Genomic DNA, 14,616 nt, shown 5'->3' with positions numbered 1-14,616 from the left:
ATCCGGAGGACGATTACAGGGAATCGATGCAGCGCAGGAAGCGGTCGATATCGACCGACCAATTCTGGCTGAGCAGGCGCGTCGTCTCACTCTCGTAGGTGCAGTCGTAGAGAACGTGCCGGAACCCGGCGAGCATCGACAGATTGTACATGCAGGCCAGATTGCGGTGCGGCCAATGGCGGAGCGGTATGACCTCGACCACCGTGCAAGGCTGGCCACTGCGGAACAGCATGTTCGAGAGCCCGGCCCCGTGCGTGGAGACGATCATTTCCGCCTCGCTGCACAGTCGTGCCTGCTCCGCGACGGTGAGCTCTCCCATGACGATGCAGTCGAAGCCCCGCCGTGTCAGCTCGGCGCACAGGCGTTCCTCATCGTGGAGGACCCTGGTGTTGGCGTCCCGGCGCGAGAGAAAAAGACGGCGGGTACGGCCGCCCGGAGAGACCACAGACTGTGGGAAGAGCAGAACGTCCTGGGCAGGCAGCACGTGCCGGGACAGCTTGGGGTCCGGCTCGAACCGCGTCGACACGGACGGCACCAGCGCCTCCCGCACGAAGGAGGGCCGGAGCAAGGGCAGCGTTCTGGCAGGGAGTTGCGGGAAGTGGTGATGCACGTCGTGGAAGGGCATCTTGAGCCGGTTGACGCTGATCGTCTCCCCGGGGTGCTCCTGGGCCAAGCGGGCCAAGCGGGCCAAGCGCGGCATGCACTCCACAAGCCAGTGATAGTAGTTGTCCGCCGAACGGGTGGTGCCGATGAGCGCCCGCTCGAACCAGGCATCCTTCCGGAAGACCGCGGCGAGGAAGTCGGCCGGCGGCTTGAGGCGCCCCGGCCGAACCACGTCCTCTACGGCCTCTGCCTTGTAGATGTTGAACGACACCGGATCGACCAGCACGTCGTGCAGGGTACTCACCCGCACGATCGGCTGCAGCGCCTGGCCATAGTAGACATGCGCCGGTACGGCCCTGCCAAGTCCTGCCTCGATGGACACAGGCTCACCGTCGGCCCACAGCTCGGGACGCCGAACAGGGACGCTTCGATAGCTGGTTGCCTCGCCTCCGGCATCCAGGAACTCGCGATACTTCCAGAATGAGGCCGCGAGATCGGGATCGACAGTGGTCCCCATCACTTGGCCGGGGTGTCGATCCGTTGAGAGGAGAGCATCTTGTCGAAGTAGGCGATGGTTTGCACCAAGCCTTCCCGCAGATGTACCCGAGGCTCCCATCCCAGGATTGCCCGCGCCTTCGTAATGTCGGGGCAACGCTGCATCGGGTCGTCCACCGGGAGGGCCGCGTTGATCAGCCGTGACTTGCTGCCGGTGATATCGAGGATGTGCCGGGCCAGCTCGCCGATGGTGATCTCGTGGGGGTTTCCCAAGTTGATCGGGCCTGTCACCTCCGACGGCGTCGCCATGAGGCGGATGAAGCCCTCGATCAGGTCGTCGACGAAGCAGAACGAGCGGGTCTGCTGCCCGTCCCCATAGATCGTGATGTTCTGCCCGGTCAGGGCCTGGATGATGAAGTTCGAGACGACGCGGCCGTCGTTCGGCAACATGCGCGGTCCATAGGTGTTGAAAATGCGCCCGATCTTGATCTTCACCTGGTGCTGGCGATGGTAGTCGGAGAACAGGGTCTCCGCGGCGCGCTTGCCCTCGTCGTAGCAGGCGCGCGGGCCGAGCGTGTTCACGCTGCCGCGGTACTCCTCGACCTGCGGGTGAACCTCGGGATCACCGTAGATTTCCGAGGTGGAGGCCTGGAAAATCTTGGCGTGCGTCCGCTTCGCCAGCCCCAGCATGTTCACCGCACCGATCACACTTGTCTTCGTGGTCTGCACGGGGTCGAACTGGTAGTGAACGGGCGAGGCCGGGCATGCAAGATTGTAGATCTCGTCCACCTCAACGTAGAGAGGGAACGTCACATCGTGCCGGAGTGCCTCGAAACGCGGATGATCCAGGAGCGGCTCTATGTTGGAGCGGCGTCCGGTGAAGTAGTTGTCGACGCAGAGGACCTCGTTTCCGGCGGCGAGAAGCCGCTCACACAGGTGAGAACCGAGAAATCCGGCTCCGCCCGTCACCAGGACGCGGTTTTGGCTCGGGAGGTCCTGAGAAGCCATCGGTTCCCGCGATCTCCATTCAACCTTAAGTTGCGCTTAGCATGACTGCCCCGGAGGTCGTAGGCAAGTGCCCGTCGTGGACACGCCATCTAAGGATCGGTCGATGAAATCCGGTTTCGGCCGCCGCGCCCTCTCGGGGCTCGCCCTCGTTCCCGCCCTGAAGTCCCCTGCGGTTTCCGGGCAGAGCGATGACATCGACCTTCTCGGACGGATCGGCGGGCGGCCGGGCCCGCATACCTCGATCCTTCTGGACGCGCTGGGAGAGGCCAGGGCGCGGCGCGTAAAGGTCATCGCGCGGGCGGGAACCTATCTCCTGGACGATGACATTTCGGTGGATTGGTCGGGCCTTCACCTTGAAGGAGAGGGCGAGGCAACGCGTTTCGTGCAGTCCACGCCGGGCCGCGGCTTCCTTCGGCTGAGCGGGGATAGGCATGTGATCCGCGGGATCGCCTTCAGCTGCGAGTACGAGCGACAACGCCTGGCTGGCCGCTGGCGGGGCTATGCGGCGTTCCAGCGGGTCTGTGCCGTCTGGGCGGAGGGGAGCAACAACCGGATCGAGGCCGTATCGGGACAGAACAGCTTCGGGGTGGTCTGCCTGCGTGGGCCTGTTCTGCCGCTCCGCGCCGGCCAGCCAGCCCCGGACCGCGCCGAGCCCTACGACTACACGGCGCGCTCTCGCGGGAACCAGGTCCGGGACATCGCGGGGCGCATGACGGATTTCGTGCTCACGGGGAACCAGCAGGAGGATCTACTCATCGATGGCGTGATGGCCCGCGGCACGACGGCGCTGTCGGTCCCGCCGCACGCGATCTACATGCAGAACCCCGGCTCGACCCGTGCCTTCTGCGGCTTCAGCCTGCGCGTCCGCGCCCGTCGGCTCGACGCGCAGGACAATCCGCACAGCGAGGCCTTCCGCTTCTCGGACATCCGCGACCTGACGATCGAGGAGGCCCAGGCGAAGGGCACGGTCGGCGGCCTCACGGTTTCGACGTGCGACGGGGTTGCTATCCGCGGGGGAGAATGGCGCAGCCAGGACGGAATGGATCGCGCGGGCCCGGCTGCGGTGCGCATCAGCCAGAGCGCGCGGGTTCGGATCGAGGGAGGCAGGGCGGATTACCGCGGGAGCGGCGTCGTCGTCTACAACGGGTCGGAGGGCGTGGACGTCGAGGGATTCGTGGTCCAGGACCGGATCGAGCAGGGAAAGCCTTTCTCGCCATTCCGCGTGGGCGACACGAGCGAGGCCCGTTTCGTCGGTTGCCGGCGTGAGCGCAGCGGCGCCGACCGGCCGATGTTCGTGGTGGTCGACCAGGCCACCGCCACTATTGAGGCCCCCGCCAGCGCCCGCTCTGCGCGCCTAGTGCATTGTGGGCCGGAGGCCAGGGTCCACCTGTCCGTCGATCCCGCGCGCGTCGATGGCTGGGATCCGCGCAAAAGCCTCTCTGGCGCGCCGGAGCGGGTCGACAGCGCCGTGTTGCCCGGACAGCGGCGCGCCGTCCGGGCCCTGCCCGGTGCGCCGGACAACGCCTGCCCGAGCCGCGAGCCCTGATCTTGTCGCCTTGGTTCAGGCCGAGTGGCGATTGATGGCGCGCCGCAGATCCGTGACTGCGATCTTCGCGTAACTCATGAGGAGCTCCTTCTCCTCCTCGGCGGCACCGTCGAGCATGGAGACGAAGTTCGCCACGACTTCGGGCAGCCTCAGCGCCATGACACGTGCCTCAAGGCTGCTCGCTTCATCCCGGGATTTGATGAAGGCCTCGACCTCCCTCAACTCGTCCGCCGAGAGCTTGCCCTTGAGGTCTTCCGCGATCTTCGGGTTCTGGCGGCGAAGAACGCCCACCACCGTTAGGCTGCCGGACTTGCCCTGATCGCTGGGGGGGGCGGATCGAAGGAGCTGGATCGACGTAGCCCGGACCCTGAATTGCATGTCGCCCTCGAATTTTAGCATAAAAGCTCGTAGAATGAGGGACCGACGCCTCCGGGAAAGTCAAGGCAGTCTCATCCAGCCTTGCCTCTATCCACTTGCTCCAGCATAGAGTGGCCGTTGCAGCGCCTCGCCCGTCCGGGCACAAGTCCCGTCTGGGCACAAGTAGGGTCAGGTTTCGAATGCCTCTCCGAATTCTCTGCCTGGGCGCCTACGCGAACGGCAACGTTGGCGACATGTACCAGGCCGAGGCTATCGCGAGGGCCATCCAGGCGGTTCGGCCGGATGCCGACATCGTCTCGGTCTCCCCCTCGAAGCGGCAGTCCACCTACCCTGCCCGGAACCACACTGCTGCCCCCGCAAGCGGCGCAATGGACCTCAATTTCATCAACGGCTTCGACATGCTGCTCGTCGGAGGCGGCGGCCTCCTCTCGGCTCCGCACGCTCCTCTCAACGACGAGGCCTGGGTTGCCGGCCTGAAGCTTCCGGTCGTTGCCCTCGCCCTCGGTGCTGCTGGCGACACGCCGGCCCAGTCGGCCGCTTTTGTCCGCAAGTGCCAGTTCTTCTCGGTTCGGGACGAATATTCCCGCTCGATGATCGGCGATTTGCGTCCGGACGTCGACATCGTGATGGATCCCATCCTGCTGGACCCGGTCGATCCCTTGCAGCCCTCCAGCGATGGCCGCGGCATTCTGTGGGTGCCGGGGAAGATCGTTCCCGGGACGACGGCGGCCTACACCAGCCTCATGTCGCGCCTCTACGATGCGTCGAACGACCTGATCGTCTCGTTCAACCCGGAGACAGATCGGCGGAGCGGGTTCGAGGACGTCTTCGGAGATGACGTCGAGTACCTCGACACGGCCGAGCGTTTCCAGGAGCTTGCGTCGACAAAGCGTTTTGTCGTTAGCGAACGTTATCACGGTTGCATCCTCGCCCTCAACAAGGGCATCCCCTGTGTGGGGCTTGCCCTCCGGAGCCCGACCGTCACGTCCAAGATCACCGAGATGTACCGCCGGCTCGGTTTTGCCGGAGGCATCTCCAACTTGGCAGAGAAGACGACCCGACAGTCCTTGCGTGGCCTCTCGAGTTCGCTCGACCTGCCGGCAATCACGGCACGTCTGGCGGAAGAACGCGCGGTCCTGCTGGCCTATCTCGACAAGGTTCTTCCCTGATTCCCTCTCGCGCATCTTGCGGGGCCGCAGCGTTGGAGTGGTTGTCAAGCCGCTGGTGACCGATGCTCGCCGTCGCCAAACACGGATCATGCTGCAATAGGATGACACCGCTGGATCGCTCCGCAGTGGTGAGGTACCACGGTTCAGGACGCGACAGCATATGGCCAGCCGCGGAAGCGATCTTGTACTTGCAACAGAAATGTTATGATCGCGGCTTGATCAGGTAAGATGATCTGACGATTTGGATCTCGCCTGACGTCGCCTGGCACACGGCCGATGCTCGGCCCGTCAGTGACCACTCGCTTCCAGGATCAGGTCCGCGACCGGCCGGGGCTGGGAGATCAACGAGACGTGGCTGGCCCGGAGTTCCACGGTCCGAGCGCCCATGCGGGACGCCATGAAGCGCTGCAGGTCGGGGTTGATCGTCCGGTCCTCGGTGGAGACGGCGTAGAAGCTGGGCCTGGAACGCCAGGCCGCCTGGCCCGTGCGCCCGGCCAGAAGTGCCCTCCGGAAGGGCTGCTGCACGGCGAAGAGGGCGCGTGCCCTGGCCTCGGGCAGGTCGCCCGCGAAGTCTCGCAAGAAAGCTTCTTCGCTCAGCCGCCCCTCGTCGCCGTCGAAGACAATGCCCGCCGACGCGGGCGGGGCAGGGTAGCGGGCCGCCAGGGCCGTGTAGTCCTCCCCGGCATCCGGTGCCCGCGCCGCCACGTAAACCAGGGCGGAGACTTTCGGATGGACGCCCGCCTCGGTCACGATCATGCCGGAAAAGGAATGGCCCGCCAGCACCGTGGGCCCGTCCTGCCGGTCGAGGACCTTGCGGCAGGATGCGACGGCCTCCTCCAGCGTCGTCAGCGGGTTCTGGACGGAGGTCACGTTCAGCCCGCGGGCCTGAAGCAGCGGAATGACCTCCGACCAGCTCGATCCGTCGGCGAAGAGTCCGTGGACAAGGACCACGTTGTTCGCTCGTGCCGGCGCGTTCTGAGCCATGGCCGGGGATTCGGCCAGAATGGCCGCTCCCACCAGCAGCGAGGTGGCGAGAGTCCTACGGTGAAGTGTCATATCACTCTCCGTGATTGCACTCTGCTCGGGAATGGCGGGAGACAGGACGACAGGGTGTAAGGTCATCCGCTCAGGCACGAAAGCATACTCGCGGGCCGCCTTGTGAGGCGGCGCCCGCTAATCCACTCAACACCTGATTGGGCCATCGGGCGGCTGCAAGGTCAATACGGCTATCCGGAACGTTCTTGCCTTCGATGCGGCGGTCGGCGCCATGGACAAGGGCGGCTCGGTCGTGCTCATCGGGTTGATCGCGGACCTTATTGCGGGACCTACGCCGCGACCAAGGCGGCCCTGCGTTCCTAAGCGCGCACCTGGACCGCGGAACCGGCGCCGCGCGGCATCCACGTGAACGTCGTCAGCCCAGGCCTTACCGACACGGCGATGATGGCGGCCACGACGGATGAGGTGCGGGCGGCGCTGGTTGGCCGAATTCCGCTCGGCCGCATGGCGCGGCCGGAAGAAGTCGCGGCGCAGCGCTGCTCCTCCTCAGCGAGGAAGCGAGCTTCATCACGGGCGCTGAACTCTGTGTTGATGGCGGGATGCGGCAGGTCTGACCCGTTGCGAGACAGCGGAGGACAAGCGCTCACGCGGCCATCGGTCGCTCGAAGACCGGCGGCCTTCCGCCCGGCGAGACCGCGCCGATGCCAGGGTGGTCTGTCCGCCTCCAGGCAGCCGGGGAAGGCATGGAAAGAACCGGAACGGGCGCCGAGCTGCCTCGACATGCTTGCCGGAAACGGCTCACTCGCCGTCCAACGGGAGCTCTATGGGCGCGAGCGCCGGGCAGCGAACCGATGTCGGGAACGTCGCTCCTACCCTACCAGGCTGCGAGCCTGGTGATCTCGCCTTGGGCGGCCCCCATGGCCTGCTTCCGCGTATCGGCGCCCAGCGCCACGCCCTTCGTGCGGACGAGGCTGATGCCCGTGATGCCGAAGAAAGCGAGCACGCCGCGCAGGGAGCTTTCATCCAGCTACCCGCGCGAGCGGGCCGAGAAGGGCGGGCAAGGGGCCGCTATCTGTCCATCACCCCCGCCGCGCGGCGCGCCAGGCGAGCACCATGGCGGGCCCGATTGTCGTGCCCGGTCCGGGATAGGTGCCCCGGAAAATTGAGGCCATGTCGTTCCCGCCGACGTACAGGCCCTCGATCGGCCGCCCCTCGGTGTCCAGGGCGCGGCCACTCGCATCCGCGCAAAGCCCCGCGCTGCCGGCTAGGTCCGCGGGCCGGACGGCCACGGCGTAGAACGGGCCCGGCCCGATCGGCCGCAGGCAGGGATTTGGCCGGTTCTCCGGGTCGCCGTTGAAGCGGTTCATCGGCGTGCTGCCCTTGCCGAACGCCTCGTCCACGCCTGTCGCGGCGAAGCGGTTGTGCTCGGCCACGCTCCGCTCCAGCGCAGCCGGGGGCACGCCGATCTGGCCGGCCAGCTCCTTCAGCGTCGCGCTCTCGATGAGGTAGCCGGCGTCGAGGAAGGGCGTCAGCCGCCGCTTGCCTTGGTGCACGAGCCCGATGCCGTAGTCGCGGATGAAGCCGCGATCGCAGACCAGGTGCGCCGGTCGTCCCGGCGCCGTTCCGGCGCGCAGCAGCCCCATGCAGAAGTCATGGTAGGAGTCCGACTCGTTGACGAAGCGCCGGCCGCCGCCGTTCACGGCGATCAGCCCGGGCTTGGCCCGGTCGAGCACGACATGCGGCCAGACGGAGCGGGTTCCATCGGGCCGCTCCAGCACGGAGCACGGCATCCACAGTCCGACGCTGTCCCCGGCATCGTCCAGGGCCGCGCCGATGCCCATCCCCGCCGCGATGCCGTCCCCGGTACTGCCCTCCGGCGCCAGGTAGAGAGGGCGCGCAGCCTCGGGGAACAGGCGCTCGCGCAGCGCTGGCTTCCAGGCCACCCCAACGGTCGCCAGCATCACCCCGCGCAGGGCAAGGATGGGCCTCTTGCCCTCGGGGCCGCGCAGCACCGCCCCGGTCACCCGCCCGCCGTCCAGCAGCAGCCCGGCGACTGCCGTATCGAAGCGGATCGGCACGCCCTGGCGCCTCAGGCTGTAGAGTAGCCACGCCACCAGCGCGTTGCCCATCACCAGCAGGTCCAGGCGGTTCCAGCTGCCGATGCCGAGCGCACAGCTCGCCCGAGCGGACGTAAGGGCCGTCACCACGGCGAGGAAGGCCATGTCTTCTCCGCCATCCTCCTCGCCAGCACCGCCCTCTTCTGAAGAGCCGAGGCTCGAGCCTAGTCCGGGCTTGAGATCGCCTTGAGGACGGGGCTGTCCTCGGCGACGTACTCGTCCAGGATGCCGAAATGATCGTGGCCAGGGATCACCTGCACCGCGGGGTCACGACCATGGCGGCGCAGGTGGTGCGAGTAGCGGAAGGTCTGATCGATCCAGTGCCACGGTTCCCTACCGCCGACGAAGAGGCTGACCCGGGCGGGTGACCGCGGCGCCGCCCGCTCGTAGTCCTGACGCGCGGCGATCTCCGGCGTCAGCCGCAGGTCCTCGTTGACGGTCGTCAGCATGGCCGGAGCCGGGTCGTACACGCCGCTGATCATCGTGGCCGATGTCAGGAAGGAGGGGGCGAGCCCGCGCGCAGACCAGTCGGTCGCCAGCGCCGCCGCGCAGAGATGCGCCCCGGCGGAATGGCCGGACAGGCTGACGGAGGCCGGATCCCCGCCGTAGTCCCCCCCGTTGCGAGCGATCCACTCGATGGCGGCGAGCGCTGAGTCCACCGTGCCATCGAGCGTGGAGCCCGGGCAGAGCTCGTAGCTCGGGATCACGGCCGTGAAGCCGCGCCGGACCAGGGCCTTGGCCACGAAGGCGAAGCCGTTCTTGTCGTTCGCCCGCCAGTACCCGCCGTGGAAGAACACGTGCATCGGCGCCCGCGGCCGCGCCGCCGGGTAGATGTCCAGCCGGCGGCGCGGGTGCTCGCCGTAGGACAGGTCCGCGATGCGGCCCGGACCGGCGAGGGCAGGATCGTTCAGGGGTGCCCGGCGCACCCTGTGCGTCGCGAAGTCGGGGAAGGCGCGCTGCGGGTTGTAGTGGAACTCGTGCTCCTCAGAGGTGAGCGAAGTCCAGGGCGCGTTCGTCGTCATCGTCGGAACCTCCTCGGAAGGCGCTTGACAGGGCGGCGCCGTTCCCATCCCATATCCTATAGGATGCAAGATGCAAGCACAGTCCAGCGGATCGGGCTCGGGGAACAGGTCCGGGCCAGGCTCCAGGCCCGGATCATGGATCGCGACCTGCAACCGGGGGCGCGGCTGAACGTCGATGCCCTGGCGCGGGAGATGTCCGTCTCCACCACGCCGCTGCGGGAGGCGCTGGCCGCCCTTACGGCACGGGGGCTGGTGACCGTGGAGCCGTTCATCGGCTTCAGCGTCGCGCCACTCCCGGATGCCGCCTTTCTCCGAGACCTCTACGAGACGCGGCTACGGCTCGAGCCGTGGCTCGCCGCCCGGGCGGCGCTGCACCTCACGGCGGAAGATTCTGCGCGGCTCCGTGCCTGCCTCGCGGATATGGGTGCGCATGTCCGGCGCGGTCCCTGGCAGACCCACCGCACCCACGCAGCGGCGGATGAGGCGTTCCACGACATCATCGTCCGGGCCTCCGGCAACCTGCCCGCACGGCAGGCCCTGTCGGCGCTCAACGCCCAGGTCCACGCCTCCCGCCTCTACATGGCCGACCAGCAGGGGGCCGAGATCACTGCCCGTGAGCACAACGCCATCCTGGAGGCGCTCCTCCGGCGCGATGCCGAAGCGGCCGAGGCAGCGATGGTCCAGCACCTCGAAGGCTCAAGGGAGCGGCTCGCACCATGACCCTGCCCGATACGATGGCCCGCATCGCCCGCATCGCGCTGCACCCCGTGCTGCACGTCATGGGGGAGGAGAATGCCTACGGCATGGCGCGCGGCCTCGTCTCCGCCCGCGGCGCCACCATCGTGGAGATCGAGACGAACACCGGAACCAGCGGCTTCGGCGAGGCCTGGGGTCCCCCCGGCTTCTGCGCACCCTATCTTGGCTTCGTGGAGGCGGACTGGCGCGGCGCCCGCCTGTCCGACCACGGCGCGCTGTTCCACCGCGTCCTCGCGCGGAACTACCACTTCGGCCTCCAGAACGGGCTGATGGCGCTGCTCTCTGGCCTCGACATGGCCGTGCACGACGCGCTGGGGAAGGAGCACGGGCTGCCCGCCCACGCGCTGATCGGCGGGCGCGCGCGGGACACGGTCACGGTCTATGGCTCGGGCGGCTACTTCACCGCCGATCCGGCGCAGGGCCTGGCCGCGCAGCTTCCCCGGTTCCGGGACTTCGCCTGCTGCAAGATCAAGATCGGGCGCGGCGTGGCGGACGACGTGGCGCGCGTGCGACTGGCGCGGGAGACGCTGGGCGATGCCATGCGGATCGCGGTGGACGCGAACGGCAACTACGGGTTGGACCAGGTGCAGGCCAGCATGCGCGCCATCTCGCCCTTCGGGATCGAGTGGTACGAGGAACCGCTGGGTCCCCTGGACGAGGAGGGCTTCCGGGCCCTCTACGCGCGGCGGGAGATCCCCGTCGCCACGGGGGAGGCGCTCTACACCGCCTTCGCCTTCGATCGGCTGCTCGCCCCGCGCGCCATCGACATCGCGCAGCCCGACCTCGCCCTCTGCGGTGGCCTCTCCCAGGGGCGGCTGATCGGGCAGCTCTGCACCCTGCGCCACGCGCGCCTCTCCCCGCATGTCTGGGGCACGGGGTTGGGGCTGGCCGCGGCCGTGCAGCTCGTGGCCGCCCAGCCCGCCTATCCCGGCGTGGCCGAGAGCGAGGTGGACCCGCCCTGGATCGAGTACGACGTGGCCGAGAACCCGCTGCGTGACGAGCTGTTCCGCGAGCCGCTCCTGCCCTCCGGAGGGGCGATCGCCGTGCCTTCCACTCCCGGCCTCGGCGTCGAGCCGGACCGCGCCGCGCTCGAGCGCTTCCGTCCCCGGTGAGCGCGCAGCCCGCCCCCTCTCCGCTGCTGGCAGCGGACGGTCTCTCCATCAGCTTCCTCGGCGCGCGCGGCTGGGTGACGGCGGTCGCCCACGTCTCCTTCGCGGTGAAGGCGGGCGAGACGCTCGCCCTGGTGGGGGAGAGCGGCAGCGGCAAGTCGGTGACCGCCATGGCGGTGGCGCGGATGAAGGCCGGGGAGCCGGGCACGCGCGCGGAGGGCGACCTCCGCTGGCGCGGCCGGGGCGGCGAGCCGGTCGATCTCCTCGCGCTGCGGGGGGAGGGGCTGCGCCGCGTGCGCGGGCGGGAGATCGCCGTGGTCTTCCAGGACCCCGGCAGCGCGCTCGACCCGCTCTTCACGGTCGGCGACCAGATCGCGGAGACGCTGCGCCACCTGCTCCGCCTCGGGCGGCGGGAGGCGGCGGCGCGCGCGGTGGAACTGCTGCGCCTCGTCGGCATCCCCGATCCGGCGCGCCGGGCCGGCGAGTACCCCCACCAGCTCTCCGGCGGCATGCGCCAGCGGGCCGTCATCGCCCTCGCGCTCGCCGGCGAGCCCCGCCTGCTGATCGCGGACGAGCCGACCACGGCGCTGGACGTCACCATCCAGGCGCAGATCGTGGAACTGCTGCGCGACCTGCAGCGGGAGCGAGGCATGGCGATGATCTTCGTCAGCCACGATCTCGGCCTGGTGGCGGAGGTCGCGCAGCGCCTCCTCGTGCTCTACGCGGGGCAGGTGGTGGAGGAGGGGCCCGCAGCCGAGGTTCTGTCCGCACCGCTGCATCCCTACACCCGCGCGCTGCTGGACTGCATCCCCGCGCAGGAGGGCCCGCCGCCGCGCGGCATCCCCGGGCTGATGCCGAACCCGCTCGCGCCGCCCCCGCACTGCCGCTTCGCGGACCGCTGCGCCCTGGCGGTGCAGGCGTGCCGCGAGGCCCCGATCCCGCTCATCGACGTCGCGCCCGGGCGGCGCAGCCGCTGCATCCGCTGGGAGGCGCTGGCATGAGCGCGCCGATTGCGGAGGGGCAGGGGCTCGTAATGGAGTTCGGCGGGCCGACCCTGCTGGCCCCGCGCCGCCGGCCGGTGCGTGCCGTGGCGGGCGTGGACATCGCGATCCGCCGCGGGGAGGCCCTGGGCCTGGTGGGGGAGAGCGGGAGCGGCAAGTCCACCCTCGGCCGCCTCCTGTTGCGGCTGGCCCAGCCGAGCGGGGGCCGCGTGAACTTCGACGGGCAGGACATCACCGCCCTGTCCCGCCCCGCCATGCGGCCGCTGCGGCGGCGGATGCAGATGGTGTTCCAGGACCCCTTCGGCAGCCTCAACCCGCGCATGGGCATCGGCGCCGCGGTGGCGGAGGGCATGGCGTTGCACGGGATCGCCCGCGGGCGGGAGGCGGGGGATCGGACGGCGGCGCTGCTGCGCCGGGTCGGCCTTCCCCCAGGGCTGCACGACCGGCGCCCGGCCGCGCTCTCGGGCGGGCAGCGGCAGCGCGTGGCCATCGCGCGGGCGCTTGCCGTGGAGCCGGACTTCGTGGTGGCGGACGAGCCCGTCTCGGCGCTCGACGTCTCGGTCGGCGCGGAGATCCTGGCCCTGCTGCGGGAGCTGCGGGCGGAACGGGGCCTCGCGCTGCTCTTCGTCTCGCACGACCTCCACGCGGTGCGCAGCCTCTGCGACCGCGTCGCCGTGCTCTATCTCGGGCGGGTGATGGAGGAGGGTTCGGCGGAGAGGGTGCTGCGCGCGCCCTCCCACCCCTACACGCGCGCGCTGCTCTCCGCCACGCCGGGACGGCCGGGGGAGGCGAGGGGGCCGCGCATCATCCTCGGCGGCGAGATCCCGAGCCCCGCCAACCCCCCCTCCGGCTGCGTGTTCCGCACGCGCTGCCCGCACGCGCTTCCTGCCTGCGCTGAGACCGTGCCCGCCCTGCGGGAGATCCGGCCGGGCCGGCGCGCCGCCTGCATCCGCGACGAAATCCTGGAGGCGCCGTCATGAGCGTGGAGCGCCTTCTCGTCGTGGGCGGAAGCGGCTTCGTCGGCGGCAGGCTGCTGCGGCAGGCCATGGCCGCCGGGCTGCAGGTCGCATCCTTCGGGCCGGGAGAGGCGGATCGCGGTGACGGCGTGGCGCGCTTCGACGGGCGCGCCGAGGCGCCGGGCGCGCTGGAGGCGGCCCTGCGGGCCTTCCGGCCGGAGGCGCTGGTCTGGGCCGCCGGGCACAACCCGGCCGGCGATGGGCTGGCCCGTGCGGCAATCGAGGATCCGGCCGGCGGCATCTCGGTGAATGCCGGCGGCTTCGCCGCGGCCCTGGCGGCCTGCGGGAGGGCCGGCGTGCCGCGGGTGGTGGGGTGCGGCTCCACCGTCGTCTACGGTCCGCCCTCCGTCTACGCGCCCGGCCGGGTGGACGAGGCGGCGCGGACAGCGCCGCGGAGCGCCTACGGCCTGTCGAAGCAGATGGCCGAGATGGCGGCGGACTGGGGCGCGGACGCGCTGGGCCTCTCCGTCGTCACGCTGCGCCTGCCGCTCGTGCTCGGCCCGGGGCGCTGGTACGCCGGCGCGGCCACCCTCTACGCGCGCATGCTGCGGGCGGCGGCGTCGCGCGAGCCGCTGGACCTCACGGTGCCCGACACCCCCTTCGACGCGGTGCACGGCGACGACGCGGCCGCCGCGCTGCTGCTGCTGGCGCGCCACGAGGCGCCGCCGCGCCGGCTGAACATGGCGGGGCTCACCGTCACCCATGCCGGGATCGCGGCCGTGCTGGACGGGCTGGCCGGGCCTGGCCTGATCACGGCGCGCGCGGAGCCTGGTGAACCCGAGCTGCCGCTGGTGGACGATGCCGCCCTGCGCGCCCTGGGCTGGCGCGCGGCGCGGGACCTGGACGCCATCCTGTCCGAATCCCTCACGGAACTCATGGAGGCCGCGTGATGCACGAGGCGAGACTGGCCGAATTGGGCCTGACGCTGCCGCCCCTGCCGAAGCCGGCCTTCGACTACGTCCCGGCCGTGATCGACCGCGGGCTGGTCTGGGTCAGCGGGCAGTTGCCGCGCGACGCGGAAGGCAACCTGCCCGTGCTCGGCCGGCTGGGCGAGGAGGTGGAGCTGGAGGCCGGGCGGCAGGCGGCCGCGCTCTGCGCGCTGCAGGGCCTGGCCGCCCTGCGCTCCGTGACGGGGTCGCTGGACGCGGTGGCGCGCGTGGTGAAGCTGACGGGCTTCGTCGCTTCCGCCCCGGGCTTCGTGGACCAGCCGCGGGTCGTCGATGCCGCCTCCAACATCATGGGGCAGGTCTTCGGCGAGGCAGGGCGCCATGCCCGCAGCGCCGTGGGCGTGGCCATGCTGCCGCGAAACGTGCCGGTGGAGATCGAGTTCGTCTTCGCCCTGCACGACTAGGAACCACGGAGAACGCCGTCCCTCACGCACGCTGCCGACCGGAGGATCT

General features: G+C 69.8%; 16 protein-coding genes. 9 read left to right on the top strand and 7 right to left on the bottom strand.

The genetic code is table 11. The features are described from left to right. Positions 1–13: 13 nt before the first annotated feature. Together VQH23_RS05465 and VQH23_RS05460 are read right to left on the bottom strand one after the other, a co-directional pair. Positions 14–1,120, bottom strand: a complete 1,107-nt coding sequence (locus tag VQH23_RS05465) for a glycosyltransferase family 61 protein (RefSeq protein WP_338664614.1) — start codon at positions 1,118–1,120, stop codon at positions 14–16. Further along, positions 1,120–2,106: a UDP-glucuronic acid decarboxylase family protein gene (locus VQH23_RS05460; RefSeq protein WP_338664613.1), complete on the bottom strand. Its 987-nt coding sequence runs from the start codon at positions 2,104–2,106 to the stop codon at positions 1,120–1,122. The genes VQH23_RS05465 and VQH23_RS05460 overlap by 1 nt, the downstream gene beginning before the upstream one ends. A 67-nt stretch (positions 2,107–2,173) precedes the next feature. On the opposite strand from VQH23_RS05460, the gene VQH23_RS05455 reads away from it, so the two are divergent. Beyond that, complete coding sequence (locus VQH23_RS05455) at positions 2,174–3,652, top strand: hypothetical protein (protein WP_338664612.1); 1,479 nt, start codon at positions 2,174–2,176, stop codon at positions 3,650–3,652. Between the two features lie 15 nt (positions 3,653–3,667). Here the strand turns inward: VQH23_RS05455 and VQH23_RS05450 are convergent, their stop codons facing one another. After that, complete coding sequence (locus tag VQH23_RS05450; protein WP_338664611.1) at positions 3,668–4,030, bottom strand: hypothetical protein; 363 nt, start codon at positions 4,028–4,030, stop codon at positions 3,668–3,670. A gap of 233 nt (positions 4,031–4,263) precedes the next feature. Between VQH23_RS05450 and VQH23_RS05445 the strand changes: the two genes are divergently transcribed. Further along, the gene (locus tag VQH23_RS05445) at positions 4,264–5,199 is read left to right on the top strand and encodes a polysaccharide pyruvyl transferase family protein (protein ID WP_338664610.1); all 936 of its coding nucleotides are present in this window, start codon (positions 4,264–4,266) and stop codon (positions 5,197–5,199) included. A gap of 288 nt (positions 5,200–5,487) precedes the next feature. On the opposite strand, the gene VQH23_RS05440 is transcribed toward VQH23_RS05445, so the two are convergent. Further along, positions 5,488–6,255 (bottom strand): alpha/beta hydrolase, encoded by a 768-nt coding sequence (locus tag VQH23_RS05440; RefSeq protein WP_338664609.1) that lies wholly within the window; start codon positions 6,253–6,255, stop codon positions 5,488–5,490. Positions 6,256–6,600: 345 nt separating this feature from the next. Between VQH23_RS05440 and VQH23_RS26585 the strand changes: the two genes are divergently transcribed. Next, the gene (locus tag VQH23_RS26585; protein ID WP_408904295.1) at positions 6,601–7,092 is read left to right on the top strand and encodes a hypothetical protein; all 492 of its coding nucleotides are present in this window, start codon (positions 6,601–6,603) and stop codon (positions 7,090–7,092) included. On the opposite strand, the gene VQH23_RS05435 is transcribed toward VQH23_RS26585, so the two are convergent. The 3 genes from VQH23_RS05435 to VQH23_RS05425 form a co-directional block, all read right to left on the bottom strand. After that, positions 7,070–7,198: a hypothetical protein gene (locus VQH23_RS05435; protein ID WP_338664608.1), complete on the bottom strand. Its 129-nt coding sequence runs from the start codon at positions 7,196–7,198 to the stop codon at positions 7,070–7,072. The genes VQH23_RS26585 and VQH23_RS05435 overlap by 23 nt on opposite strands. A 76-nt stretch (positions 7,199–7,274) precedes the next feature. Beyond that, positions 7,275–8,417: an FAD-binding protein gene (locus VQH23_RS05430; RefSeq protein ID WP_338664607.1), complete on the bottom strand. Its 1,143-nt coding sequence runs from the start codon at positions 8,415–8,417 to the stop codon at positions 7,275–7,277. A gap of 59 nt (positions 8,418–8,476) precedes the next feature. Beyond that, positions 8,477–9,334, bottom strand: a complete 858-nt coding sequence (locus VQH23_RS05425; protein WP_338664606.1) for an alpha/beta hydrolase — start codon at positions 9,332–9,334, stop codon at positions 8,477–8,479. Positions 9,335–9,397: 63 nt separating this feature from the next. Here VQH23_RS05425 and VQH23_RS05420 point away from each other — a divergent pair, with 63 nt between their 5' ends. Genes VQH23_RS05420 through VQH23_RS05395 form a run of 6 tightly spaced genes read left to right on the top strand, consistent with a single transcriptional unit; the run spans position 9,398 to position 14,567 of the window. Continuing rightward, entirely contained in the window at positions 9,398–10,054 is a 657-nt protein-coding gene (locus VQH23_RS05420) for a GntR family transcriptional regulator (RefSeq protein ID WP_338664605.1), read from the top strand. After that, positions 10,051–11,202, top strand: coding sequence for a mandelate racemase/muconate lactonizing enzyme family protein (locus VQH23_RS05415; protein ID WP_338664604.1), 1,152 nt, complete (start codon positions 10,051–10,053; stop codon positions 11,200–11,202). Before VQH23_RS05420 ends, VQH23_RS05415 begins: the two co-directional genes overlap by 4 nt. After that, positions 11,199–12,200: an ABC transporter ATP-binding protein gene (locus VQH23_RS05410; protein ID WP_338664603.1), complete on the top strand. Its 1,002-nt coding sequence runs from the start codon at positions 11,199–11,201 to the stop codon at positions 12,198–12,200. The genes VQH23_RS05415 and VQH23_RS05410 overlap by 4 nt, the downstream gene beginning before the upstream one ends. Continuing rightward, positions 12,197–13,180, top strand: coding sequence for an oligopeptide/dipeptide ABC transporter ATP-binding protein (locus tag VQH23_RS05405; protein ID WP_338664602.1), 984 nt, complete (start codon positions 12,197–12,199; stop codon positions 13,178–13,180). Before VQH23_RS05410 ends, VQH23_RS05405 begins: the two co-directional genes overlap by 4 nt. After that, the gene (locus tag VQH23_RS05400) at positions 13,177–14,106 is read left to right on the top strand and encodes an NAD(P)-dependent oxidoreductase (RefSeq protein ID WP_338664601.1); all 930 of its coding nucleotides are present in this window, start codon (positions 13,177–13,179) and stop codon (positions 14,104–14,106) included. The genes VQH23_RS05405 and VQH23_RS05400 overlap by 4 nt, the downstream gene beginning before the upstream one ends. Continuing rightward, on the top strand, positions 14,106–14,567 hold the full coding sequence (locus VQH23_RS05395) for a RidA family protein (RefSeq protein WP_338664600.1): 462 nt from the start codon (positions 14,106–14,108) through the stop codon (positions 14,565–14,567). Before VQH23_RS05400 ends, VQH23_RS05395 begins: the two co-directional genes overlap by 1 nt. Positions 14,568–14,616: the final 49 nt, after the last annotated feature.

It is taken from the genome of Pararoseomonas sp. SCSIO 73927, assembly GCF_037040815.1.
Taxonomy (GTDB): Bacteria; Pseudomonadota; Alphaproteobacteria; order Acetobacterales; family Acetobacteraceae; genus Roseomonas.
Note: the sequence above shows the minus strand (reverse complement) of the source record. Positions and strands in the feature narration are given on the sequence as shown.

Excerpts from the sequence above, each read along its gene's own strand:
- VQH23_RS05465 (WP_338664614.1), bottom strand. The coding sequence starts at position 1,120 with ATGGGGACCACTGTCGATCCCGATCTCGCGGCCTCATTCTGGAAGTAT.
- VQH23_RS05460 (WP_338664613.1), bottom strand. The coding sequence starts at position 2,106 with ATGGCTTCTCAGGACCTCCCGAGCCAAAACCGCGTCCTGGTGACGGGC.
- VQH23_RS05450 (WP_338664611.1), bottom strand. The coding sequence starts at position 4,030 with ATGCAATTCAGGGTCCGGGCTACGTCGATCCAGCTCCTTCGATCCGCC.
- VQH23_RS05445 (WP_338664610.1), top strand. The coding sequence starts at position 4,264 with ATGTACCAGGCCGAGGCTATCGCGAGGGCCATCCAGGCGGTTCGGCCG.
- VQH23_RS05440 (WP_338664609.1), bottom strand. The coding sequence starts at position 6,255 with ATGACACTTCACCGTAGGACTCTCGCCACCTCGCTGCTGGTGGGAGCG.
- VQH23_RS05430 (WP_338664607.1), bottom strand. The coding sequence starts at position 8,417 with ATGGCCTTCCTCGCCGTGGTGACGGCCCTTACGTCCGCTCGGGCGAGC.
- VQH23_RS05425 (WP_338664606.1), bottom strand. The coding sequence starts at position 9,334 with ATGACGACGAACGCGCCCTGGACTTCGCTCACCTCTGAGGAGCACGAG.
- VQH23_RS05420 (WP_338664605.1), top strand. The coding sequence starts at position 9,398 with ATGCAAGATGCAAGCACAGTCCAGCGGATCGGGCTCGGGGAACAGGTC.
- VQH23_RS05415 (WP_338664604.1), top strand. The coding sequence starts at position 10,051 with ATGACCCTGCCCGATACGATGGCCCGCATCGCCCGCATCGCGCTGCAC.
- VQH23_RS05405 (WP_338664602.1), top strand. The coding sequence starts at position 12,197 with ATGAGCGCGCCGATTGCGGAGGGGCAGGGGCTCGTAATGGAGTTCGGC.
- VQH23_RS05400 (WP_338664601.1), top strand. The coding sequence starts at position 13,177 with ATGAGCGTGGAGCGCCTTCTCGTCGTGGGCGGAAGCGGCTTCGTCGGC.
- VQH23_RS05395 (WP_338664600.1), top strand. The coding sequence starts at position 14,106 with ATGCACGAGGCGAGACTGGCCGAATTGGGCCTGACGCTGCCGCCCCTG.